Annotated in this window: 18 protein-coding genes; 3 read left to right on the top strand and 15 right to left on the bottom strand. The window is 49.2% G+C overall.

Annotated elements, in window-relative coordinates; genetic code table 11:
* Positions 1-40: 40 nt before the first annotated feature.
* The 4 genes from EPA93_RS46585 to EPA93_RS46570 form a co-directional block, all read right to left on the bottom strand.
* Entirely contained in the window at positions 41-1,402 is a 1,362-nt protein-coding gene (locus tag EPA93_RS46585) for a HEAT repeat domain-containing protein (protein ID WP_129894106.1), read from the bottom strand.
* Entirely contained in the window at positions 1,366-1,992 is a 627-nt protein-coding gene (locus EPA93_RS46580) for an RNA polymerase sigma factor (protein ID WP_129894105.1), read from the bottom strand. Before EPA93_RS46580 ends, EPA93_RS46585 begins: the two co-directional genes overlap by 37 nt.
* Positions 1,993-2,196: 204 nt before the next feature.
* Entirely contained in the window at positions 2,197-2,634 is a 438-nt protein-coding gene (locus EPA93_RS46575) for an OsmC family protein (RefSeq protein ID WP_207229381.1), read from the bottom strand.
* A gap of 57 nt (positions 2,635-2,691) precedes the next feature.
* Entirely contained in the window at positions 2,692-3,708 is a 1,017-nt protein-coding gene (locus EPA93_RS46570) for a helix-turn-helix transcriptional regulator (protein WP_129894104.1), read from the bottom strand.
* Between the two features lie 261 nt (positions 3,709-3,969).
* Between EPA93_RS46570 and EPA93_RS46565 the strand changes: the two genes are divergently transcribed.
* Both EPA93_RS46565 and EPA93_RS46560 read left to right on the top strand, forming a co-directional pair.
* Positions 3,970-5,817 carry an ABC transporter ATP-binding protein gene (locus EPA93_RS46565; protein WP_129894103.1) on the top strand — a complete coding sequence of 616 codons (1,848 nt, stop codon included), beginning with the start codon at positions 3,970-3,972 and terminating at the stop codon, positions 5,815-5,817.
* Complete coding sequence (locus tag EPA93_RS46560) at positions 5,814-7,649, top strand: ABC transporter ATP-binding protein (protein WP_129894102.1); 1,836 nt, start codon at positions 5,814-5,816, stop codon at positions 7,647-7,649. The genes EPA93_RS46565 and EPA93_RS46560 overlap by 4 nt, the downstream gene beginning before the upstream one ends.
* A gap of 69 nt (positions 7,650-7,718) precedes the next feature.
* Here EPA93_RS46560 and EPA93_RS46555 read toward each other — a convergent pair whose 3' ends face one another.
* The 11 genes from EPA93_RS46555 to EPA93_RS46505 form a co-directional block, all read right to left on the bottom strand.
* The gene (locus EPA93_RS46555; RefSeq protein ID WP_129894101.1) at positions 7,719-8,015 is read right to left on the bottom strand and encodes a GlsB/YeaQ/YmgE family stress response membrane protein; all 297 of its coding nucleotides are present in this window, start codon (positions 8,013-8,015) and stop codon (positions 7,719-7,721) included.
* Positions 8,016-8,235: 220 nt separating this feature from the next.
* Positions 8,236-9,099 carry a carbohydrate ABC transporter permease gene (locus EPA93_RS46550; RefSeq protein WP_129894100.1) on the bottom strand — a complete coding sequence of 288 codons (864 nt, stop codon included), beginning with the start codon at positions 9,097-9,099 and terminating at the stop codon, positions 8,236-8,238.
* A gap of 3 nt (positions 9,100-9,102) precedes the next feature.
* Positions 9,103-10,047: a carbohydrate ABC transporter permease gene (locus tag EPA93_RS46545; protein WP_129894099.1), complete on the bottom strand. Its 945-nt coding sequence runs from the start codon at positions 10,045-10,047 to the stop codon at positions 9,103-9,105.
* 90 nt (positions 10,048-10,137) lie between these two features.
* Positions 10,138-11,451 (bottom strand): ABC transporter substrate-binding protein, encoded by a 1,314-nt coding sequence (locus EPA93_RS46540; protein ID WP_129894098.1) that lies wholly within the window; start codon positions 11,449-11,451, stop codon positions 10,138-10,140.
* Positions 11,452-12,042: 591 nt separating this feature from the next.
* On the bottom strand, positions 12,043-13,077 hold the full coding sequence (locus tag EPA93_RS46535; RefSeq protein ID WP_129894097.1) for an SIS domain-containing protein: 1,035 nt from the start codon (positions 13,075-13,077) through the stop codon (positions 12,043-12,045).
* 205 nt (positions 13,078-13,282) lie between these two features.
* Positions 13,283-15,376, bottom strand: a complete 2,094-nt coding sequence (locus EPA93_RS46530) for an ATP-binding protein (RefSeq protein WP_129894096.1) — start codon at positions 15,374-15,376, stop codon at positions 13,283-13,285.
* Positions 15,377-15,524: 148 nt separating this feature from the next.
* On the bottom strand, positions 15,525-16,649 hold the full coding sequence (locus tag EPA93_RS46525; protein ID WP_129894095.1) for a potassium channel family protein: 1,125 nt from the start codon (positions 16,647-16,649) through the stop codon (positions 15,525-15,527).
* 274 nt (positions 16,650-16,923) lie between these two features.
* Entirely contained in the window at positions 16,924-18,600 is a 1,677-nt protein-coding gene (locus EPA93_RS46520) for a M20/M25/M40 family metallo-hydrolase (protein ID WP_165423858.1), read from the bottom strand.
* Between the two features lie 267 nt (positions 18,601-18,867).
* The gene (locus EPA93_RS46515; protein ID WP_207229380.1) at positions 18,868-19,446 is read right to left on the bottom strand and encodes an HNH endonuclease signature motif containing protein; all 579 of its coding nucleotides are present in this window, start codon (positions 19,444-19,446) and stop codon (positions 18,868-18,870) included.
* Between the two features lie 44 nt (positions 19,447-19,490).
* Positions 19,491-20,339: a YwqG family protein gene (locus EPA93_RS46510; RefSeq protein WP_165423857.1), complete on the bottom strand. Its 849-nt coding sequence runs from the start codon at positions 20,337-20,339 to the stop codon at positions 19,491-19,493.
* A 264-nt stretch (positions 20,340-20,603) separates the two neighbouring features.
* Positions 20,604-21,377, bottom strand: a complete 774-nt coding sequence (locus EPA93_RS46505) for an SDR family NAD(P)-dependent oxidoreductase (RefSeq protein WP_129894092.1) — start codon at positions 21,375-21,377, stop codon at positions 20,604-20,606.
* A 226-nt stretch (positions 21,378-21,603) separates the two neighbouring features.
* Here EPA93_RS46505 and EPA93_RS46500 point away from each other — a divergent pair, with 226 nt between their 5' ends.
* Positions 21,604-22,461 carry a helix-turn-helix transcriptional regulator gene (locus EPA93_RS46500; RefSeq protein ID WP_129894091.1) on the top strand — a complete coding sequence of 286 codons (858 nt, stop codon included), beginning with the start codon at positions 21,604-21,606 and terminating at the stop codon, positions 22,459-22,461.
* Positions 22,462-22,578: the final 117 nt, after the last annotated feature.

The raw sequence follows: 22,578 nt of genomic DNA, 5'->3' as shown, positions 1-22,578 counted from the left end.
TAGGTGTCGCCTCTATTAGAAGAAGCCCCGAACTTAAGCTCTATATATCCGTCCTGGGGCGGAAGACGTGGATATCTGGCGCAAACAGGATGGCAAGCGCTATAATCAGCAGCGCAAGACTGAGCATAAGGGGATTTGTTTGCCAAGCGGGTGACGGTGCTACAAAAAAACTTTGCAAGCCCTTCCCAAGGGAGAAGGTTAACGTTTGGGTCGCGACAAGTGTTAGCGAAGCTAGAATGGCAAACATTGAGCCAACAGCGAGAGAGAGCACAAGGCTGATAGACGACAGGAAGACCAGCGGCCCCAGCCATAATTGGGCCATTTCCCAAAAACTCCCGTTATAGATCAGCGTGATGAGCGCAGAGGCACTTGCTGCCAGCGCAACGTTATAACCAACCACAATAGCCATACGCGACAATAACACCGTCCGTATTGATGTGGCCGTCGATAATACCAGCTCCATACCTGCGTCATTTTCCTGGCCCTGTAGATAAGCAACACCAATGGCTGATGCCACCGTACACAGAACAGATAGCATCCACTGCATATGGGTATACGCCGGCATAAATCTTGGGCTGATCACTACTTCGAGAACGCATCCTGTAAACATACATAGAGCGGTCACCAGCCAAACACTTTTAGGAATAAGCGGAAGCTGTCTACTGAAAACTAGCAGATAATGTCTGAGCCGAGAACTGAGAGCAATTAACCAGCTGTCTCGCTGTAGCGTAAGATTCTGTTGAACAGAAGTTGTCAGCGTCGAAGGAGGCATCTCAGCGACAGTTGCTGGCAGCTTTACAACTTTCTGCTCTGGCCAGCGGCTCAGGGCATATGAAGCAGCAGAGCGCACATTGCTATTCGTATCTTGTAGAGCCGACAACAGTAAAGGCCTGTTGGCAGGATTATTGCTCTCTCCCAGCACAAGGGCAGCCATTTCCCGCACCTCCCAATCTCTATCCTTCAATGCCATCACTATCTGTTCCAAAGAATTATCAAGTCCCAGACGAGCAAGCGCCCGCACCGCCGCCATACGCACAAGTCGGTGCTCATCCTGCAAAGCATTGGTCAGCAGATCTATATAGCTGGCCTTCCCAGACATACCCAGCGCATGGATTGCCGCTGAGCGAATTTCCCACTGAGGATGATTCACCCTGGCAACATACAGTTCTAGAGAGGGATTTGCCCTGCATTCAGACGTCTGACATGAATCATAAGAAAGAAAACTCGCCTTTTCCTCTTTCAGCATGTGTGCAGATGGAGAAACCCTGCCATTAAAGCCATTCTCGCGCTCTTCCAGGCGGTTGAGAATTCCTATCAGGAGAGATGTAGGAGCCTTAAATTCTGCTTCTGGCTGGGGATAGGTACTTACATCTTCTGGCTGCTGAACCTGATCTTGCTCCATGTGTATTTCCTTTCTTCTCCCTCTTTGGCTACTTCCAGCATCGCTCGTAAATGTCGAACGCCCCTGGAGACTGTAGACTTAACAGTTCCTACGGGTTGATCCAGCAAATCCGCCATTTCCTGATAAGTAAGGTGTTCTAAATAGTAGCATGTGACGGCCACGCGGTAACGTTCTGGTAATCTCGTCAGGAGCTCCATAAGTTCGCGCCTGCATTCTTGATTTTCAAAGAGCACCTCCGGGCGCTCTTCCTCCCTATCTTCGATATTCAGCTCAGGGCTATCATCAGAGAGGTTGAGCGAAACCAGGTGCAATCTTGCTTTACGTGTATGGTGCGTATAAATATTGAGCAGCACCTTGTAAAGCCATGGGCGCAGCTTAAGCTCTTGAATACGGTGTGGGGGATAATTTTCTAGCGAGACATAGGCACTGATGAAGCATTCCTGGACAATATCTTCTGCATCCTGAAAACTGCCAGTAAGGCGATAGGCAAAAGTATAGAGGCAATGCTGATACAGCCCCACAACTTGCTTGAAGTGGCCACGCAGATCTATAGCAAGCAGCCTTACTAGCTCCTGGTCCCTCTGCTCCATAACATTCCTTTCGTAGAGAAGTATATAACGCCTCTACACAGTAGATACCAGAAGTCAGGAATTTAGTTGCATCTCGAAGAACTAACAAATCCTACCCGAGATCACGAACATAGCGGGAGCAAAAATAGGCAAAGTAGAAGAGGCCAGGCTGACAAAGAACAGAAAAATGAGCCTTGAATGATCTCTTTTATAAGAGGAAAGGTATTAAGAGAGTGAATCCGCTTCGATGATCTGGATAGTATGTGATATTGTTGCCGTTTTATCAAGCATAGCGCTTGCCCCACAATACCGTTCTTCCGTCAGCTCAAGTGCCCGTTGTACTTTTGCCGATTGAATATTATGGCCTGTGAAAATATGCTCGACGGTAATGTGTTTAAAGACTTGAGGGTGCGACGCAGCCCGTTCTCCCCGCACAGAAATCTTGTAAGCCGTAATCTGCTGCCGTTTAGCCAGCAGAGACATCATACTCATTCCCACGCAGCCAGCCAGACCGACCAGAATTACTTCCATTGGGCTTGGCCCTATATTCGCTCCGCCATGTTCTCTATCAAGATCCAGAGTAATCGAATGCCCAGAGCTGGTTTCGATGGCAAAGCTGGCGCCCGAGCCTAAAGTAGCTTGTACAGCCATATGTTGTCCCATGCATGTCATCCTTTTCTCTCTTAGAGCTCGCAGTATGGCCAGAAAAAGCCCCTGAAGCTAGCGAGGCTGCCTTTGTTTATCCAAATTTGTTAGATCATACATCTCTGCAATTGCCTGGGCGGTAGTCGCCACAGCGCTGCGCACCTGCGGAGGACTAATTACAGTAGCGTCAACCCCTAAAGCGAGAACATATGAAACGGCTCCTTCCAGAGAAGCCATATCGATACGCACTGTAATACTGCCATCACGTTCTTCAGCCAGCACAGTATAGCTACCCTTGAGCTCATGGCGTGCTGCTCCCGCAATGCGCAATATCAGCACAAGCTTCTGAGCCTGCTCATCAAGATATTTGCGAGCTTCCTGCCAATAGACCTGCAGATCAAAATCAGCTTGAGGAATAAAGTGCTCCTTCAACACATGCAAATTCTCAATATAGCTCACCCGGAACGTCTGAAAGGTCTGATATTTATGACAGAAAGCGACAAGATACCATATGCCAGTGCGCATTTGAGGGCGCGAGACCCCTTTTAGCACCAACCCATATGGTTCGACACATTGCCATTGCATGCTCCATGTATCTGTTAAACATGGATAAAGAATATCAAGCCGGCGCGCTTCTAATACGGCAGAGCGAATAATCTCCAGATAAGCTGTTGTCGGTATGGAATGATTATACCAGGCCGAAGTATCTATAAGTATGCGCTCTCGTGCGGCTCTCACATCCACACGATACTCTTCAGGCAAGGTAGCTTCGAGCTTGAAGAGTGCTCTGTGAAGGCCGTCATCCCCAGCAAAAAGGCTATAATTGCCTGCCATATCAGCGCTGAGCACCAGCGAAACTGCTTCCTCACGCGTAAAAATAGCTGACTCAAAATGGTAGTCATCTGGTAAGTAATAGCCACCACCAGGCCCATAATCCATCGAAATAGGAACATGTGCTAATGATAGAGCCATGATGTCACGGTATATAGTGCGTGTCGATACCCCAAGGATGTCAGCAAGGCGCTTTGCAGTCATTTTGCCACGCGCTTGTAGCAGTAGTGTAATCGCCACGAGGCGCTCAATCTTCTGCATACACACATTATCAACTGTTCTAATTGAAAAGGCAAGCTATTTTGCTGAGTTTTAGACGAACAAGCAATCTTTGTCAGTTACTACTACCGCTTACTGCTCTTTCCCTACAAAGGTAGCTACTTAATTAACGTAAGATAATAACATTTATCATAAAAAGAGCAAAAGACTGACAATACGTTGTCACACATTTCCGTATAGACTTTTTAAACCGATGTAGAGAGGGTGTAGGTGCTTGCTGCGTCAAGAAAGGATTTGCTTGCAATGCCGTCAAAAAGGGTCAAACTTCTGCCGTCCATGTATGTTGTAAATTCCTGGAAAGCCAATTTACGTATTTATATGCGCATAATAGGCTTGTTGCGTCCTCATTGGTTGCCATCTGTTGGCTCTGTTGTCTGTTTGTTACTCTCTACTGGCCTTTCGTTACTTGTACCATGGTTACTCGCCTGGGTTATTGATGTTGGAATCAAGCATGGGCGCTTGGGCGATCTTTTGCTAGCGGCCGGGGCCATCCTCGGGGCTAGCGCATTGAGAGGCGGCTTTGCCTATGGACAGGGCTATCTTTCACAGGCTGTCTCGTGCCTGGTTGCCTACGATCTACGCGATCGCGTCTACGATCATCTCCAAACCCTGAGCTTCTCTTTTCATGATGAATCAGAGACAGGGCAACTCATGTCTCGTATGACTGTCGACATCGAGGCTATACGTGTCTTTATTCCAAATGGACTCTTACGGGCGATTGTAGCTATCGCTACCTTTGGAACCGTAACTATAATTCTCTTCGAGCTCGATTGGCGCCTGGCTCTCATTACCTTAATTTGCGTCCCCGTATTGCTGTTTCTTACCTACCAGGTTGCCAGCCGTCTGCGGCCATTGTGGCTAGAGGTACAAAATGGCGCTGGCGAATTAGGCACCGTGATGCAGGAAAGCTTGAGCGGTGTGCGCGTGGTAAAGTCCTTTGCCCGCGAAGACTTCGAGATCAAAAAATTTGATGAGAAAAATCATCAGTTACGCGAACTCAATCTGGGGGCGATGCGGCTCTCTGCCTGGAATCAGCCACTTATGGTTCTTGTGCTAAATGTGGTTACGGTGCTGGTGGTATGGATAGGTGGAATCATTGTCATCAATCATAACCTGAGCCTTGGCACGCTGGTAGCTGTCACGCAGTACGCGCTGATATTGGCTACTCCTGTTCGTACCTTTGGCTTCATGGTTACCTGGTTCATGCGTGGGCTCTCTGGCGGAACGCGTATTTTTGACATTCTAGATACGTCTCCAAACATCACAGATGCGCCAGATGCCATAGCCCTCAAGAACATAGAAGGCCATGTACAGCTTGATCACGTCTCCTTCGCCTATGGAAAAGGGCACGAGGTCTTGCACGATATTACGATCGAGGCAAAGCCCGGCCAGATCATAGCTCTGCTGGGAGCAACCGGCAGTGGAAAAAGTACTATTCTCCATCTCCTACCTCGCTTCTATGATGTGACAAAGGGACAGATTTTGATCGATGGGAAAGATGTGCGTGAGGTAACCCAGGCCTCCTTGCGGCGGAGCATCGGACTGGTCCTACAGGATGTCTTCCTTTTCAATGCTACATTGCGTGAGAACATCGCCTATGGGGTGGCCAATGCCACGGAGGAGCAGATCATGGCAGCGGCTAAAATCGCGCGTGTCGATGATTTCGTCAAAATTCTGCCTGATGGCTATGATACCTGGGTAGGAGAGCGCGGGGTCACCCTTTCAGGTGGCCAGAAACAGCGCGTAGCTATTGCCCGTACGCTATTGCTTAATCCGCAGATCCTCGTGCTTGATGATTCCACTTCAAGCGTTGACATGGAGACTGAATATCTCATTCAGCAGGCCCTGGATGCGGTTATGCAGGGCAGAACAACGTTCGTGGTAGCCTCCCGCTTGCGCACAATTAAAAATGCCGACCAGATTCTTGTCCTGGACCATGGCCGCATCGTGGAACGTGGCACACACGAATCCTTATTGCGGCTAGGGGGACACTATGCCCACCTGTATGATCTGCAATTACGCGAGCAGGAAGAATTTGAGATGCGTACTCTCTCCAGCGAGAACGATCAGAAGTGGGAGGTGGTGCGATGAAGCCGGATTCGTATGCTGCTTATCGCCAGCGAGCTGTCTGGCAAGAAAACAGGCTGGCCAGCTCCGATGAAAATATCAGCGCCAAATTCGATTGGCGGCTTGTAGGATTATTCCGCCCCTACATTGCGCGTTATCGCGTTCCTACGCTTCTTAGCCTGGTCTTGATGCTGGTATATACGGCTCTAAATCTTGCCAACCCCTATCTGATTGGAGTAGCTATTGACGACTTTATTACAAGGCACGACCTACCAGGTTTGATGACCATCAGCATCATCTTGCTGGTGGTCAACATCGCTATGTGGTTAGCTCAGTATGGGCAAATCTGGACCATGTCATGGGCCGGTCAACAGATTTTGTATCATCTTAGCTCCGATATGTTCAAGCATCTGCAGCGCCTCTCGCTAAGCTTTTATGATCATACGCAAATTGGCCGCGTTATGTCACGCCTGCAAAGCGATATAGATGTGCTAGAATCGATGCTCAGCTCGGGGCTGCTCTCGATGCTCAGCTCTCTCATAGCGCTGGTTGGCATCATTGGTACGCTGCTGGCGATGAACGTATCGCTGGCCCTGCTCTCTTTTACAGTGCTACCAGTGATGATTATCATCGCAGCCTTCTGGCAGCGTTATGCTCAGCGATCTTTCCGCAGGACACGCGCGGCAATCTCCATGGTCAACGCAACCCTGCAAGAAAATATCTCGGGTATGCGTGTCATTCAGAGCCTCGTGCGCGAAGATCGCAACCGAGCCGAGTTCGATGATCTTAACGCTTACAACCGCGATACTAATCTAGAAGCAAACCGCATTGCGGCCCTGGTATTACCTCTGGTTGAGGTTGTAGCCGCGATAGCAATAGCCTTGACTGTGGTCTATGGCGGCATGCTAGTGGCCCAGGGGAAGTTGCAAGTTGGCGTACTCGTTGCCTTTACTCTCTATATTAACCGGTTCTTCGACCCCATTCGCGATCTCAGTATGCAATATACGCAGCTCCAGCGTGCTGGGGTAGCGGCAGAACGCATATTGCAAATTCTTGATATGCCAGTGGAGCTACAAGATAGGCCCGATGCTCAGAAGTTGCCAGCAATACAAGGTGAGGTTGAATTTCGCGATGTAGTCTTTGGCTATAACAGCGATGTTACTGTATTGCACGGATTAAACCTGCATATCAAGCCAGGCCAGACGGTAGCAATTGTGGGACCCACAGGAGCAGGCAAGAGTACTATCGCAGGCTTACTCTCTCGCTTCTATGATGTGAGAGGGGGAGGCGTATTGATAGATGGGCATGATGTACGCGAGGTGACACAGCACTCTTTGCGCCAACAAATAGGCATCGTTCCCCAGGAACCTTTTCTCTTCTCGGGAACGATCCGCGATAATATTCGCTACGGCCGTCTGGAAGCAAGCGACAGCGAGATTGAGGAAGCTGCCCGTACGGTGGGGGCGCATGAGCTGATTATGCAGCTGCCGCAAGGTTACGAAACTCCCATTCGGGAGCGGGGACGCAATTTGAGCACAGGTCAGCGCCAGCTCATCTCTTTTGCGCGAGCCCTACTGGCAGATCCACGCATTCTTATTCTCGATGAGGCCACTGCCAATATCGATACATTTACCGAATTGCTGGTACAAGAGGGCTTGCGCCGTCTGCTCCATAATCGTACAGCCTTAGTGATTGCCCATCGGCTTTCTACTATCAAAGGAGCCGACTCTATCGTTGTGCTACAGGCTGGCCGCATTATCGAGCAAGGAACGCACGAGGAACTTCTAAGCCGTAATGGTGTGTATGCAACCTTATACTCAATGGGCTTTCGTCACACCGAGGCCAAAGCTGGTTAAAGTACCAAAAATAGTCGAGAGGGGAGATATCAGCCATCTCCCCTCTCGTTTCGTTACACAGCAGTGATGCTACAAGCGTCTCGGATAACTACGCGAGACCAGTCGCAGGATAGCGATAAGAATACAGGCGCCAATAAAGGCAATGATAATGGTACCAATTATACCCGATGATCCTAAGCCAAGAGCATTCGCGATAAAGCCGCCAATAAAAGCTCCTACCAGGCCCACAATGATATCACCAACAATCCCGTATCCACCACCGCGCATCACTACACTGGCGAGAAAACCTGCGATGAGTCCCACAACGAGCCACCAGATGACTGTCGTAACGCTGACATCTGCTATTACTAAATTTGCTAATGCCATTGTACAAATCTCCTTCTCTTATTAATCATCAACTAGTGGTATTGTTTGCTTTACAGGTACTAATACGATACAAATTTGCAAGTAGTTTCACCGCTCCATGCTGGATTCATCCCCAAAATCTCTAAATTCAGGCAGTTATAAGATTATTAATCGTTCTCCAAGGTAGCTTGCCTGACTTTTTCAGTAGGCTTGTCACCGCTTTTGCCACCCTCTACCCGCTTCACCCTTTTAGCGCGCCCATACGCACTCCTTCCAGGAAATAGCGCTGGAAAATCAGGAAGAAGAGCACCATCGGCAAGGCCGCAAGGGCCGCGCCGGCAAAGATGAGGCCATAATCAGTGCTAAACTCTCCCTGCAAGCCAGCCACTCCCACAGGTAATGTATAGGTGCTGCTGTTCTGAAGTACGATCAGCGGCCAGAAAAAATCATTCCAGTGGCGCACAAAAGTGAAAATCGCCAGAGCGCCAATGGCCGGCTTGCACAGCGGTAAGATGATATGCCAGAAAGTACGCAATTCTCCGCAGCCGTCGATGCGAGCCGCATCCAGTAACTCGGATGGCAGGGTCTGGATATACTGACGCATCAAAAAGATGCCAAAGACATCGGCAGTGCCCGGCAAGATAATCGCCCAGAGGCTATTGAGGAGGTGGAGATCTTTAGTGACAATATACATAGGCACAAGAGTTACATAGGTGGGAACCATCAGTGTAGCCAGGATCAGCCAGAAGAACACGTCCCGCCCAGGAAATTTCTTTTTGGCAAAGGCGTAGCCAGAGAGCGTATCAAAAAAGATATGGAAGAGCGTAATGCTCAGCGCTACAATCAGGCTATTCGCTCCCCAGTGCCAGTAATCGCTAGCTTGATTGAAGAGCCTCTGAAAATTAGCCAGGCTGGCATGGAAGGGAAGAATATCTGGTGGCGTTTTGATCGCAAAGGTAGTTGGGGTAATCGAGGTTACAAATAGCCAGTACATAGGCCAGAGCGAGATACTGGCAGTGATGATCAGGGCAATCCAGGGCAAAATGCGTATCTTCCGCAAGTTTGCAGGAGAGAAGGCTTGCTGGCGCTCAAGCTTTATGGCCATAATCTAGTACTCCACATCAGTTTTTAGAAAACGGAACTGTATAATGGCAATTGAGGCAATCATGAGAAAGAGAATAAAGCCCTGGGCGGAAGCTACTCCAAAGCGGAATTGCTGGAAACCGTTCTGGTAGATCTGAGTGAGAATAACCTGAGTGCTATTTCCCACGCCGCTAGGAACCATAATAAAGACCTTCTCGAAGACCTCAAAGCTAGCAATCGTGTAAATCACGAGCACATAGAGCAGGGTTGGCTTAATCAAGGGCAACGTAATATTCCACCACTTACGAATAGCGCCCGCCCCGTCGATCTCTGCCGCCTCATATAATTCTGTCGGTATACTTCCCATAGCAGCGTTAAATAAAACAACCCCTGTAGCGGGAACGCTTAAAATGGTAGAGAGCGTGATGCTGTTTAAGGCAATATTAGGATCAGAGAGCCAGCGTACGGGAGCCAAATGGACCAACCCCAAGAAGTAGTTGAAAAGGCCAAATTCGCTGTTATAGAGCCAGCGCCAGGTGATGGCAATGATAACGACGCTGGTAACGGCTGGCAAATAGTACGCAGCCAGGAAAAAAGCGCGCACATACTTGCTACGTCCCTGGATCAGGCCAGCAAGAATGAGGGCAATAAAGACATTGGCGCTAACCGTAAAGACTGTGTAGTAGAGCGTGTTAAGGATGGCTTGCGTAAAGACGCCGCTCTGCGTCGTGAAGGCCTCAACATAATTTCGTAAGCCTACCCAGGTCCCATCCCAGGCAAAATCATAATTTTGCAGAGAGATAAGAAATGCCCATATGACTGGAATGAGAATGAATACGACAAAGGTAAGCATGCTGGGCAGAATAAAGCCATAACTCCAGCCATATTTTTTAATAAAACCACCTATCCTGGCGGAGATACTCACAGGCTGCCTGTTGACGCTTTCTCGCTTCAGGACCACATTCGACATAATGCTTCTCCTCAATCCTCTATCAGGAACCGCAAGGCTTGTCAGTTCCTGATAGAGCCTTACAGGCGCTTAGCGTAGCAACGCAAAAAGCTAGCTACCTGCTAGCAATGAATTGATCTCGCTAGCCGGACCATTTAAGGCCTGAGCCGGCGAAATCTTTCCTAATACCGCTTGCTGAATTTGTGGATGCAAAATAGTGCGTATTTGCGTCCATTGGGAGATAAGCGGGGGAATATAGCAATAGGCTACAAACGGCGTAAATTTGCTGATTGGATCATCAACAGTTATGGATTGACGAGCGCCGGGAGCCAGATAATAGCCGGAAACGTCTTTGCCCACTTGTGCGCTGGTAAGATAGTCGGCAAGCTGCATGGCCTGTTTGAGTCGCTCCTGATCCTGAATAGTTGCCACAGCGATCAGCCCGATACCACCGGCCGTCACATGCTTACCCAGGCCACCAATAGGCATGGCTTTCACATCAAAGTTAAGCCCGGCAGCCTTGTAGGTCGCCGCATCTCCACTTGGGGCGCTATACATAGCATAGGTCTTTGTCTGGCTAAAGCCAGTCACGATATCAGAGGAGGCCTGGGTGCCAAAATCGGGAGGCGTCACTTTATGCTTTAAGGCCAGATCGGCCAACTTCTGCAAGCCGCTAATTCCTTCAGGAGAATTGAAGGTATACTTCGTATTGTCCTGATTAAAGGGCAATGCTCCATCACTGAGAATAATTGGCCAGGTATTAATTGCAGCAGGATCAATGATTCCTGTATAGCCATACACCTTCTGACCATTGCTGCGCGTAAAGGTCAGTCGTTTGGCAGTATCAACGAACTGCTCGTAAGTCCAATCGTCTGAGGGCGGATCGACGTTGCGCTCTTTAAAAATATCAAGGTTAATATACATGCCGATCGGCGGCACCCACAGAGGCCAGGCATAGTGCTTGCCTTGCGTCTGTACGGCGCTAAGCAAATTGGGATAAATACCGCTTTTGTCGCTTGCTCCCAGAAAATCGTCGATAGGAGACACGAGTTTTTGCTTGATAAGCACCGGCAGTTCATCAGCGGAGAGGCGAAAGACATCGACAGTGCCGCTGGCCTGAATCGCCTGGGTGAGCTTAGTAAAGCCTGCCTGGTCTCCCGTATAACCAGTTACATTGACCTTGATCCCAGTATGCGCCTTCATGAAGCCGTTGATGGCAGCATCAGTTAACTTTCCGGTCTGATTCGCTCCTTTCGGCTCATAGTTCAGTGCCCAGTATGCAAGAGCGTTGGTGGCCGCATTCGAAGAGGGGCTAGCACCCCCGCAGGCTGCCAGGAACGAGCCCAGCAGGCCTGTACTCACAGCTAGCTTGCCTCCATCGAGAAGCAATTGGCGGCGGGTTAGTGCATGGGTAAAACTTTTCATGACTCTGACTCCTTAAATATGGTATGGAGACGACAGAGAAAAAGGCTTTTAATGAATTTACCTGAGTGCTCAGGAAACCATGCATCATTGAGTGGAAAAGGATCATCGGTTCTTTATACTCCTGAAACGCTAGTTGTATCCGCCTCCTATTTCAATTATAAATACACGGTTAATTAGCGAATAGCAACCTCAGTTGCATGAACCGAACAGTGGTGCCTATCTTTTGAGATAGATTGAGCGCTGTAGATTTCTCCAGGAGAGATTTATCCTGTCGATGAAGTAGATAGAGATGATGGTGAGAATAAGCAAATAGACAGGTCACAGGCTAGCGCAAAGGGATAAGAGCTAACCCTTCTGCGCATTTATCGGATCATCGGCGGGACGCATCTAGCCAGGAAAAAGCCTCTGTAAATGGTATAATTGATACGTTATATATACCATTCTACATGATATGGTCTCATACTTTTGCTTACTTGTCAAGTAGAATAGGCTACAACGCATATTGAGGCTTGCCTGCTTTGTATATGCGCGAAGCTCGCAGCAGCTACAAAGTCTTCTCGCTAGATGCATCCACTCAAGATGTAACAGAGCTTAGAACGTACGCGTCACTTTGTGCAAGCCGCGTGGGCTATCCAGGTTTAATCCCTTATAAGCAGCTAGATGGAGCGCCAACAACTGACCAGGGATGATAGAGACAATTGGACTTAGCCACTCCGGGGCTCTGGCCAGCAGCGGTAATGGCGTTTGAGCCTGTTCAAGCGCCTGTTGCGCATCAGAGATAATCAGCAGTTCGGCGTTACGCTGCTGTAATTCTTTCACAAGATCAAACATGTCCTCAGAGGTCGCTCCCGTAGGCATAATAAGAATGGCTGGCAAGCCTGTGTCTACAGTAGCAATGGGACCATGGCGGAAATCTGCCGAAGAGTAGGCAGTTGCCATTACATAAGTTAACTCTTTGAGCTTAAGCGCCAGCTCGAACGAGGTTGCATAGTTGTATCCTCTGCCAACAACCACGCAACGATCCATATAGCGGTAGCGCTCAGCGCGTCGAGCTATCTCCTGCGCCCCTTGCAAGGTTTTCTGCAACGCTTCAGGCAGCTTCTGTAGCTCCGCGATCAGCTCTTTATCGCCGTTCCAGCTCGCGGCAAACATCGCCATAACCGCTAGTTGAGCAGTATAGGTCTTTGTCGCTGCTACACTTCGTTCAAGGCCAACATGCAATTCAACAACATGATCAGCCATCGTAGCCAGCGGAGACGTGGCATCATTAGTAATAGCTAACGTAGGGCGTCCCTGACGCTTCCCCTCCTCCAGAACAGCAATGATATCGGGCGATTGGCCAGATTGCGAAATACCCACAACCAGTGCCTCATCCATTCGTGCTGAAGCTTTGTATAAGGTATGCAGAGAAGGTGTAGCCAGGGCGATAGGATAGCCAGCCAGAGCTGCCCACAAATATGTAGCATAGAGCGCTGCATGATCCGATGATCCACGCGCAGCAATCAATACATATTTGAACTGAGGTAGCTGCGTGACTATCTGCTGAATATGCTTCAGCTCACGATCTATCAAGCGCGCGATAACCTCGGGCTGACTAAAAATTTCTTGCTCAAGTAATGAGGACACGGCAATTCTCCAATCACTTAAAGAAGTCTATGCTAATTGAAGGCGTGGCAATTTTTTGCTACACGGACTCAATTATTGGCACAAAAAAATTCCCGCATTAAATATATCACAGAAACGTAACCAGCAAATCTCAGCTTTTACCGGCTATGCTGGTCATTCTCTATAGTTGCTAGCATTCTGCTGGAGGGACATGAGACCTGTGGTTTTATTGAGTATTGAGTGGAAGCGTAACATAGAAAGTTGAGCCCTGACCCTCGATACTATCAACCCGGATATGACCGCCGTGGCGACCGATTACTTCTTTGACTAGATAGAGTCCAATACCAAAGCCGCTCATTGAACGATCAAGGTCCCTGGCGCGATGGAAACGTTTGAAGATATGCGGCATTTCGGCAGGAGCGATCCCGATTCCCTCATCCTTCACCCAGATCGTAGCCGTATCTGGCTTATCCGGCTTATAGCGTAAGCCTACCTCGATCCGGCCTCCAGTCGGACTATATTTGATAGCATTGTTAATAAGGTTATTTAAGACTTGCACAATTCGCTTCTCATCGATATTACTGATCAGACTATCAGCGGATTGCAGGCCTTCCAGAACAAAATGGAGGTGATGTTGCCGTGTGGTGATGGAATGGCTTTCAATGACATGCTTGACAAGGCTCACCAGATCGTGCTCTGCTCGTTTAAGCGTAAACTGAGCCTGCTCAAGACGCGAGATATCCAGCATCTCTTCTATGAGGCGCGTAAGCTGCTGACTTTGTTCGCTAATGCTGGCCAGGGCATATTGGGTTAGAGAGTCAAGCTGACGATTTTGCGCAGCAAGCTGTAGAATTTCGGCAAATCCCTGGATAATGGTAATGGGGGTACGTAGCTCATGATTGGCAATAGAGAAAAATTCGTTTTTATGTTGTTCAAGGCTCTTTTGCGCCGTAACATCTTGAAAGACGATAACAGCGCCAGTCATGATCCCGCTTTCAGAATAAAGCGGTGCGCTTGAGGCCAGAGTAACCAGCTTGCTGCCGCAAGGTTTCACCACAAGGGTCTCTTTACTGCGAATCGTCTCGCCACAGAGGGCCCGAATCACAATAAAATTCCAGGGCGGAATTGGCTGGCCATCAAGGGCGGTTTCGCGATAAATTTGAGACCACGAATAGCGGTGGAGCGGAAAGGCCGAGAGCTCTTCAAGCGGGATACCAAGAATGCCGGCAGCCGCAGGATTAGCATAACTAATTGTCCCATTGGAAATTTCTGCGATGAGAATACCTTCGGGCAGTTGATCCAGGATATCTCTCAGACGGGTCCGCTCACTCTCGACTGCAGTAAGCAGACGAGCATGCGCCAGCGCCGCCGCGAGATGGGTAGCGCAGCCAGTTAAAGTACGTACTTCGGGTCCCTGCTTGTGAACGACAGTTGTAAAGGTAGCGCTCAAGGTTCCCTCAAAGTGATCTCTAAACCAGAGTGGCACGCATATAAATCCTCTCGTTCCCCCTAACACTAAGGGATGTTCTTTCCGTATCGTACCCACAATGGCGGCGTTCTGAATATCCTCTACAACTATAGGATCACGCGGCTCACCGGCGTTACTGCCAGGGAGCATATGCTCATAAGGAATATAGTGTATGGTTCCTGGCGCTTCTTGCCTCCTGGTTTGCATACGCGAACGCAGCAAGCGCAATGCGCGATGGTTTGGATCAGCAATGTGCAAACAAACGCTTTCAGCATGAAAATGCTCTGCAATCGCGTCTACGGCTACCCCACTGATACGTTCGGGCGATAGAGCCTCACGTACGCTACGCGCTACAGTCTCAATAACCTCCAGGCGATCGCGCTCTGCCTCCAGCAAGCTTTTTGTCTGGCTAAGAGCAGACTGAGCTTGCTCAGCTTGCTGGCGCGCCAGAACCTGTTCAGTGACCTCACTGACAGTAAGCACTAAAAAGCCAGTTTGTCCATGTTCGTCACGAACGGGATTGAGGGACCAGTGCCAGTAAGTAGGCTCGCCATGGGCATCAGGCAAGGAGAAATCGTTCCCATGATAGGGAGTTCCGGTCTCAACAACAGTATGAAAAATACCCATCATCTCCCGTTTCTGCGCGCTAGTCAGCCAATCGCAGAAAGTGTGGCCAATAATATTTTTGTGCTCCTCCTGTCCTAAAGCAGCAAAGTAATTTCTGAAAAAGGAAAGGAAAAGCGTATTTGCCTGGAGTAAACGCATATCGTGGGCATCATAGATGGCCATGCCCACTGATGTATGCTCTAACATCAATTCAGCGAGGTGATAATCTTGCGCGTTTATACTCATAAAAGATTTCTTTTCTGGCTCGCCAGGACTATTTTTTAGTGCTCTGTTGGTAAGGCACCTGTAATGTAAACGATGAAAAGACTATATGTCAAGAGTAAAGCCAGTCTTGAGGCGTAAGACTGACCTGCTTCCTAGCCGCCCACGTTCTTCAAGCCAACATAGTCTCGTCAAGCGTCCGTGGCGAGGTATCTAGAAAGTGATCCCAGGCGCTGGTCTGCCAATCATCAATAGGGTTTTCTGGAGCCAACCAGGCGGGCAGGGATAGCAGCATATGTTGGGCAAGGGACGCAACAAAAAGCTCATACTTACCGCGAATGTGAGCCAGGCGCTCCTCGGCAGTAGCCGGGTCTTTAAACATCAGGCCATCCCTGGCCAGGACCTGCTGCAGCTGTCGGAACTCTAAGGATGAGAGACGCTTAGCATGCAGGTTCGGAGAAACGCCGAAGGACTGGGCCAGATCAACGGCGGCATGACGGGCGATGGCAAAGGTAAATTTTGCCGGCTTTACTGGCAGACCTTCAATCCCAACTAATAAGAGCGCACAAGCATCCAAAATAGAGGTTAGCGCGCCAAGCCAGGATTGATTCTCGTGCAAAGAACGATAATAGGCAAGGACTGGATAGGAGAGATGGCTCTCTAAAAGCTCCGCGCACCAGTGCTCCCATTCATTCAAGAAGCGAGCAAGTTCTTCGGGCTGGTTCCTATGGCGAAGAATAAGCTCCACAGCGCTAGGAGGAGAGCCAGCGCGAGCATCGAGTAGCGAAATATGCAGTTCGCGCCGCGAAAAGGCCTGATAAATAACAGGAACATAGCCAATGACCAGGGCAAGTGAACCAAAGCCTATCCCAGCCTCAATGACCATCAACATACGCGACAGACCTGTAAGTGGAGCAATATCGCCCAGGCCAAGGGTAAAGAATGTGGTACCGCTCATATAGAGATAGCTACCGAAGGTGGGAACTTTTTCAGGCGCATTGAGGGGAGAGCGCAATCCCCAATGGATGAGGGCAAAAGCAACTATAAAGATGACCGCCCAAACGATGAGCAGTAAAATCAACGAAAGAGGGCCGTAGAAGCCCAGATATTGCTCACGACGATTACTAGCATGCATTCTGCGCCCAATGGTACCCCAGAACTTCCAGGTCACTCGATAGAAAAAATAAGTGAGCCGAAACTTATAGGATACGCGTCGTGGTAAAACTATTGTCTCGAAGCTATCTTTGGCCACGACGATAATCAGCAAGATTCCAAGGAGAATTGCAAGTACTGGCATGTTTATTCCTTAAAAAGAATGGTAGAAGCAGAAACCACAGGACAGGTACCTACTGTAGCGCACTATAAAAAGATTGTACCCATGCAAGCAGCCAATATCGAATGCTGTCACTTCGTTTTTCGTATTGTATATATTTCTCGGGGGAAATGTCTAGTTTCAAGAAGAGAGCTATGATATAAGAAAAGGTTTTTCTTCCTCCAGCTTACGCTTGCTCTGCTCAGGATCGAGCGAGCAGAGCAAACACTTGATTCTTTACCGCTAGCAGAGCAGGCGGCTATGAAGCGCTGTTCTGGGCCAAGTACATGATCGTTTCATAAATCAGCTGCGGTAGCGTTTCAAAGGAATATGATTTAAGCACTCGTTCATCGCGCTGGTGAAACGCATAACCATAGGGCCCCCAGTTAATAACCGGCAAGGCTAGCTTTTGAATCTCCGCTAATGGCAGCTTATATGCCCCTATCTGCGCCTGCGTACCGCTTTCTTGCCAGATAGGCATGTTCTGGGTAAATGCACTTAGATTTATACCAGGATCGAGCCGCAGATAGCTCATATCGGAAAGATAGGGATAATATGGCAGTATTTCAAGCGGTATCTCTGGATGGGCCGCCACAACATTGGAAATAGCATCCTGCAGCGCTCCCGGTGTGGGTGCCACATGCGGATAATAGGGAGGAGCATAAAAGATAACTACGGCGGGTCCTTGCCTGTTGCTTAACTTCCATAAACGCTGGGCAAGGCACAGGCTGCGTTCACGAGCATCGGGGAGGGAAGAAGCGCGCTGCCATTCGGCATCAAGGGCTGCCTGCACCTGATCCTCCCCTAATTGCTTGACTGCTTCCGTATACAGCTGGGCATAGGTAAGTACACTTCCATGACGAGGCTGGAAGCGCTCTTGCCATCCATGCTCACCGCTAGCCTGCCGCCAGCGCTGCTCAGCCTGATCTACACGTTGCAATAAATCTCGCATTACAGTGCTGCTACACGCGCATAGGCGCTGCAATAGCTCATCGGGGCCCGTATTGAGGGTAAGCACGTTGAGGTAGAAATAAGCCGCAAATGGAAGCTGCACGTCGTAATGATCTTTAAGATCCTTCGCATGAAGCGTCACCGGGGGAGCAGTTACCTGACCCTGGGCAACATCGCATAGACTATCGTTCATACTGAGCTCACGAATCAGCTCAGCGGCAAGAAGATTAGCATCCAAGCCATTGAATGGCGTGGCCACATGCGAGGCGCTTCCAACGCATAGAAAGCAGGGAAGCAACTTTCCAATAGTGCCACTATAAATATAGCGTTGCTGGTCGCCAGGATAAAGGGCAGTCGTAGAATCGGTGTTAATTACTCCCAGATACTCCAATCCGTATAGTTCGCGCAGGCGCAAGAGAAAATGGACAGCTTGCAGCACTCCAGCCGATTCATTCTCCTCATCTGGCGTTGCCAGCATTACGACAGAAAGGGGAAGAGGCGATTGGTGATTAGCTTGCGCGAGGCGACGCATGAGAGCTATATTGACTGCAACCCCACTTTTCATATCGATTGCTCCCCGCCCAAACATCCAGTCATCATCAGCTTCTTCCGCAGCAGTAGGAGAGCTGAATAAAGCTTTTTTTCGCAGCGTAAGCTCGTTTGGCTCAAGCGCCCACGGCTCTAATGGCCCATAGTCTTGCGTATCAACTGTATCGATATGTCCCAGTAGAACCAGCGTTGCAGAGCTCTGACCATGCAAAAATGCATACGCATTCTGCCGCTGATAGGGATCTCCTTCAATAGGATCAAGGCCATGCATCGTATAAAGCGACCCGACATCTCCCTCGGTGAGTTGGCGCAGTACTTCGTGGGCCACGCGAATCTCACCCTCCCCCGGGCTCACGCTACGAATCTTCACAAGCCTCTCCGTGTACTCTTGTACAACATTGTACCAGTCATTGCGGATCGTACTTTGTTTGGGCATGCTCATCTCCAAATCTTAAATATGAGATACGATGAGAAAAATAAAACACATAACAAGCTTTCCCCACACAGGTTTTGTTCTAGAGGAGAATTTGCGGTCAGTGTGCTTGCTTCCTATTCTAACAAAAGTCTTATGAGCTTCGCTAGATGAGAGAACACTGTGGGCAGAGCAAAAATACGTGAGGAGTTTCTAGAGAGTTTAGCGCAAAAAGTAAAAGAGCCTGGGAATGGACCTTCAGTTCTAGCAATCCCAGGCTCCCAAATTGTTCTACTTACTGGGCATCCGATTATAAACATCCAACCAGTTAGTGGCAATCTCTATCTGAGCTTGCTTGAGCGAGACCGCTCCCGAGCAAACCTGGTCATGAAGATAATTCTCAACTTTATCTTTCTCATGAAAACCGGGCTTAGGGCTGGCGGCCTCAGGCCAGAGATTAGAAATATCGTTAGAGCCGCCCAGTTCCAGGCTCACAAGGTGATCAACCTCATACTCGCCTGTCGAGTGATGGGTAATGCCATATTCAGCATAGACCTGATTTTTCTCGCTGGTTGGCACATTGCGCACCGTACGCGCATACCCTGGCTGACAGATCTGCTCTTTGGTTGCCGATTGGATAATATCGCCAGGTGTGCAAGCAATATCTTGTAACGGTCCATTGATCGTACAATTTGAAGTTTTGTTACGCACACCCCAGGTTGGCTCCTTAGTTGTTGGCTGGTTACTCCTCCCCTGCTTAGAATTGCCGCCATTCCCGTTCGAATTGTTCCCATTGGAAGCAGTCGAATTGCAACCCGTAAATACAAATAGTAGAATGAGCGCTGCCACCAACAGATGGAAATATTTCATTACCGCCCCTCTTTTTTTCAAAAAATGCTAAAAACCGCACAGATTTACTCGGACTGCAATATTAGCCAGGTATTGCCAAATTGCCTCTGTTGCAGGTCAGCTTGCGTAATCCAATAGTAGAGCATGCCTGTATTGCCCCATTTCATGCCGGCCTGCTCATCCGAGTCAATCTGTAGCAGTAATTGCCAGTCCATAGCCGTTTTTGCCAATGTGGCGACACGAGGATCGTCCTCGTCAGTGACTCCATGGCTGACAAGCTGACATTGTTGGCGCATGTCATCCTGGAGGGTTTCAGGGTATCCTAAGAGTCGATGGTGAACAGCCGCACGTTCATTTTGCTCAATGAGTGTTGAGAGCATATTATCGTATTGCTCTTGCTCACTATCACTCCACTTGAGATTCGCTATTTCAAGTTGTGGCTGTAATGCCAGCGTAAGTTCGCTGGCAAAACGCAGAGAACAGGCTTGAAACTGGCTGGCTTGCGGAAGCGAGGTGGGCACAGTTGCGCGCTGCAGTCGAGCAGCCGAAGGAGCAAAGAAAACTTGCCACCCTCCACGATCGGCAGGCTCCTCGCCGAAAGTTTCTTGCTGGGCATCGTAGAAGAACCAGAGCATTCCCTGCGCAGGCAACAAACCATTGAGATCATACTGATGAACGTCATCAAGACGTATCTGGGCGATAAACGATTGTGGAACATTCTTCCACTGCGGCCAGGCAATTTCTGAAGGTAAATCAGGAACCCCGCCAAGCCGCGATACCCCAACCTCCTGCTGGGGCTGGCTAACTGGCGTAGCATAGAGCCGAATAGATAGGCGCAATAGCTTATCAATATCAGGAACGAGCTTTGCCAAACCGGCACCAGTTAATGCGCTCTGAACTGCGGATTTGTCCATGCTGTCCTCCCCCACATCTGCGTTTATGGTCATGCTTAAGCAAGCTTAACCCTACAATAAACTACACACACTGCAAATAAGTACTTTATCATTTATCATAATAACATAATTTGAATCTTAATTCTATCATGACTATTAGCATACGTAACAAGAATTATCCTCTATTCTTTGTTATAGAAAATGGGAAGCAGAACAACAAAGCGGGCTTGCAGCAGTTCCCAGGCATCCGCTAGTAGATTCATGCTTCCGCTTGACTTACATGCTTCACAACGTGTGAATCGTTAGACCTCCATCGACAAGAATCGTCTGCCCCGTCACATAGGAAGATGCTTCTGAGCAAAGCCATAGCACTGTTCCTGCAACGTCGTCACCTGTTCCCAGGCGTTTTTGCAACGGGACAGCATTCTTGATGGGCAAGGCAGCATCCGATTCGGGATCAACTGTGCGGCGGAACATTTCCGTTATGATGGCGCCAGGATTCACAGCGTTCACACGAATGTTATGCGGTCCACCTTCCAGGGCAAGGTTGCGTGTCAGGGCATCCAGGCCACCTTTGCTCGCGGCATAAATGCTCGAACCCGCCACTGCACCAAGCGAGAGAAAGGATGATGTATTCACAATCACTCCACCTCCACCTTGCTTGAGAAACTGCAAAAACTCATGTTTGCATGCAAGCCCAACACTTTTCAGATTCAGGTTGAGAACATCATCCCATTCGCTTTCGCTTGCCTCCGTGATTGACCCAGATCTGCCCTGTATTCCAGCGTTGTTAAACGCTACATCCAGACGTCCGTAAATAGCAACAGTACTAGCGATCACATCAACTATCGCTTGTTCTCCTGAGGCAAGATCGGCCTGTAGAAAAATGGCATTGCCGCCATTACTTTTAATATTTTCTACAGCTGCAGTACCTTCTTTTTGCCTTCTTCCGACGAGCGCGACTGATGCTCCCGCTTTAGCAAAGGCAAGTGCAGTATCGCGTCCCATGCCTGAAGTAGCACCTGTGACCAAAACAACTTTCTTCTCGAAGTTAAACATCTTCCGCTCCTACCTTATCGAGGTTCCTCAGCAAAAGTTTCCAGATCCCATAAGATGCGCAATGAACAGCGCACCTCCATAAACTTGTAGTTTTCCCCAGGCTTTGACGAATGGGCGCCTTCTCTAGAGATTTGGCGTTGTGATAGAATACTGCCAGAACAACGAGACAAGAACCAGGAGTCAAAATATCCTGGGATTTATTCTCCCAGGATGAGGATGCGCAGCGATGAACGAAAAAGAACGACGGAAAGCATTAGCTCAATTTTTGCGGACGCGCCGAGAACATATTTCTCCCAGTCAGGTTGGATTACCTCCGGGGACGCGCCGGAGAACGCCAGGTTTGCGCCGAGAAGAGTTGGCATCGATTGCTGGCGTGGGAACTGACTGGTATACCCGGCTTGAACAGGGGCGGGATATTACGGCTAGCGCACAGATACTGGAAAGCCTCGCTCATGCCCTCAAGCTCGATCGCGACGAACGGGCACATCTCTTTGTTCTGGCACGCAAGCAGCTTCCTGTCGATCCGCTACCCTTGACGCAAAGCGTTGATCCCACCCTCCAACTGATCCTTGAGCGCATGGGAACATATCCTGCGGCAGTGGTCAACCATCGTTGGGATATGATCGCCTGGAATCAGGCGACACGTCAGGTATATGCAGACTTTAACACGATGTCTGCCCGAGAACGCAATGTGCTCTGGTTCCTCTTTACAGATCCACGACAACGCACGCAATGGCTCAACTGGGAGGAGGAAGCGCGAAGCAAGATTGCATTCTTTCGAGCCAGTACACAGCGCTACATTGGTGAAACATGGTTCACAGAACTGGTGAATGACCTTAGCGCTTCCAGCCCGGAATTTCGCGAGTGGTGGCCTCGTCACGATGTACAAAGGACGCATGTGAAACCAATATACTTCAACCATCCTCTTGTTGGGCTATTAATCTTCCAGATAAAGATCTTTCACATAGTAGATGATCCCGATCTGCAAATGATTGTTTCCACACCAGTTCCTGGGACCGAGACTGCATCCAAATTAACAGCTCTCTCGGCGTCTGGATTGCGGGAAGATTCAACATTTTGCTGATACGCAGCCACGCTTCTGTTCATCTCCTGGCTGATACGTGTGGCTGCATTTCTGATCACTACGAGCTCCCCTACTCAGACCGTGTTTTGGAATGCGCTGCGGTTATGCTGCATGGCC

The organism is Ktedonosporobacter rubrisoli (assembly GCF_004208415.1).
Lineage (GTDB): Bacteria > Chloroflexota > Ktedonobacteria > Ktedonobacterales > Ktedonobacteraceae > Ktedonosporobacter > Ktedonosporobacter rubrisoli.
Note: the sequence above shows the minus strand (reverse complement) of the source record. Positions and strands in the feature narration are given on the sequence as shown.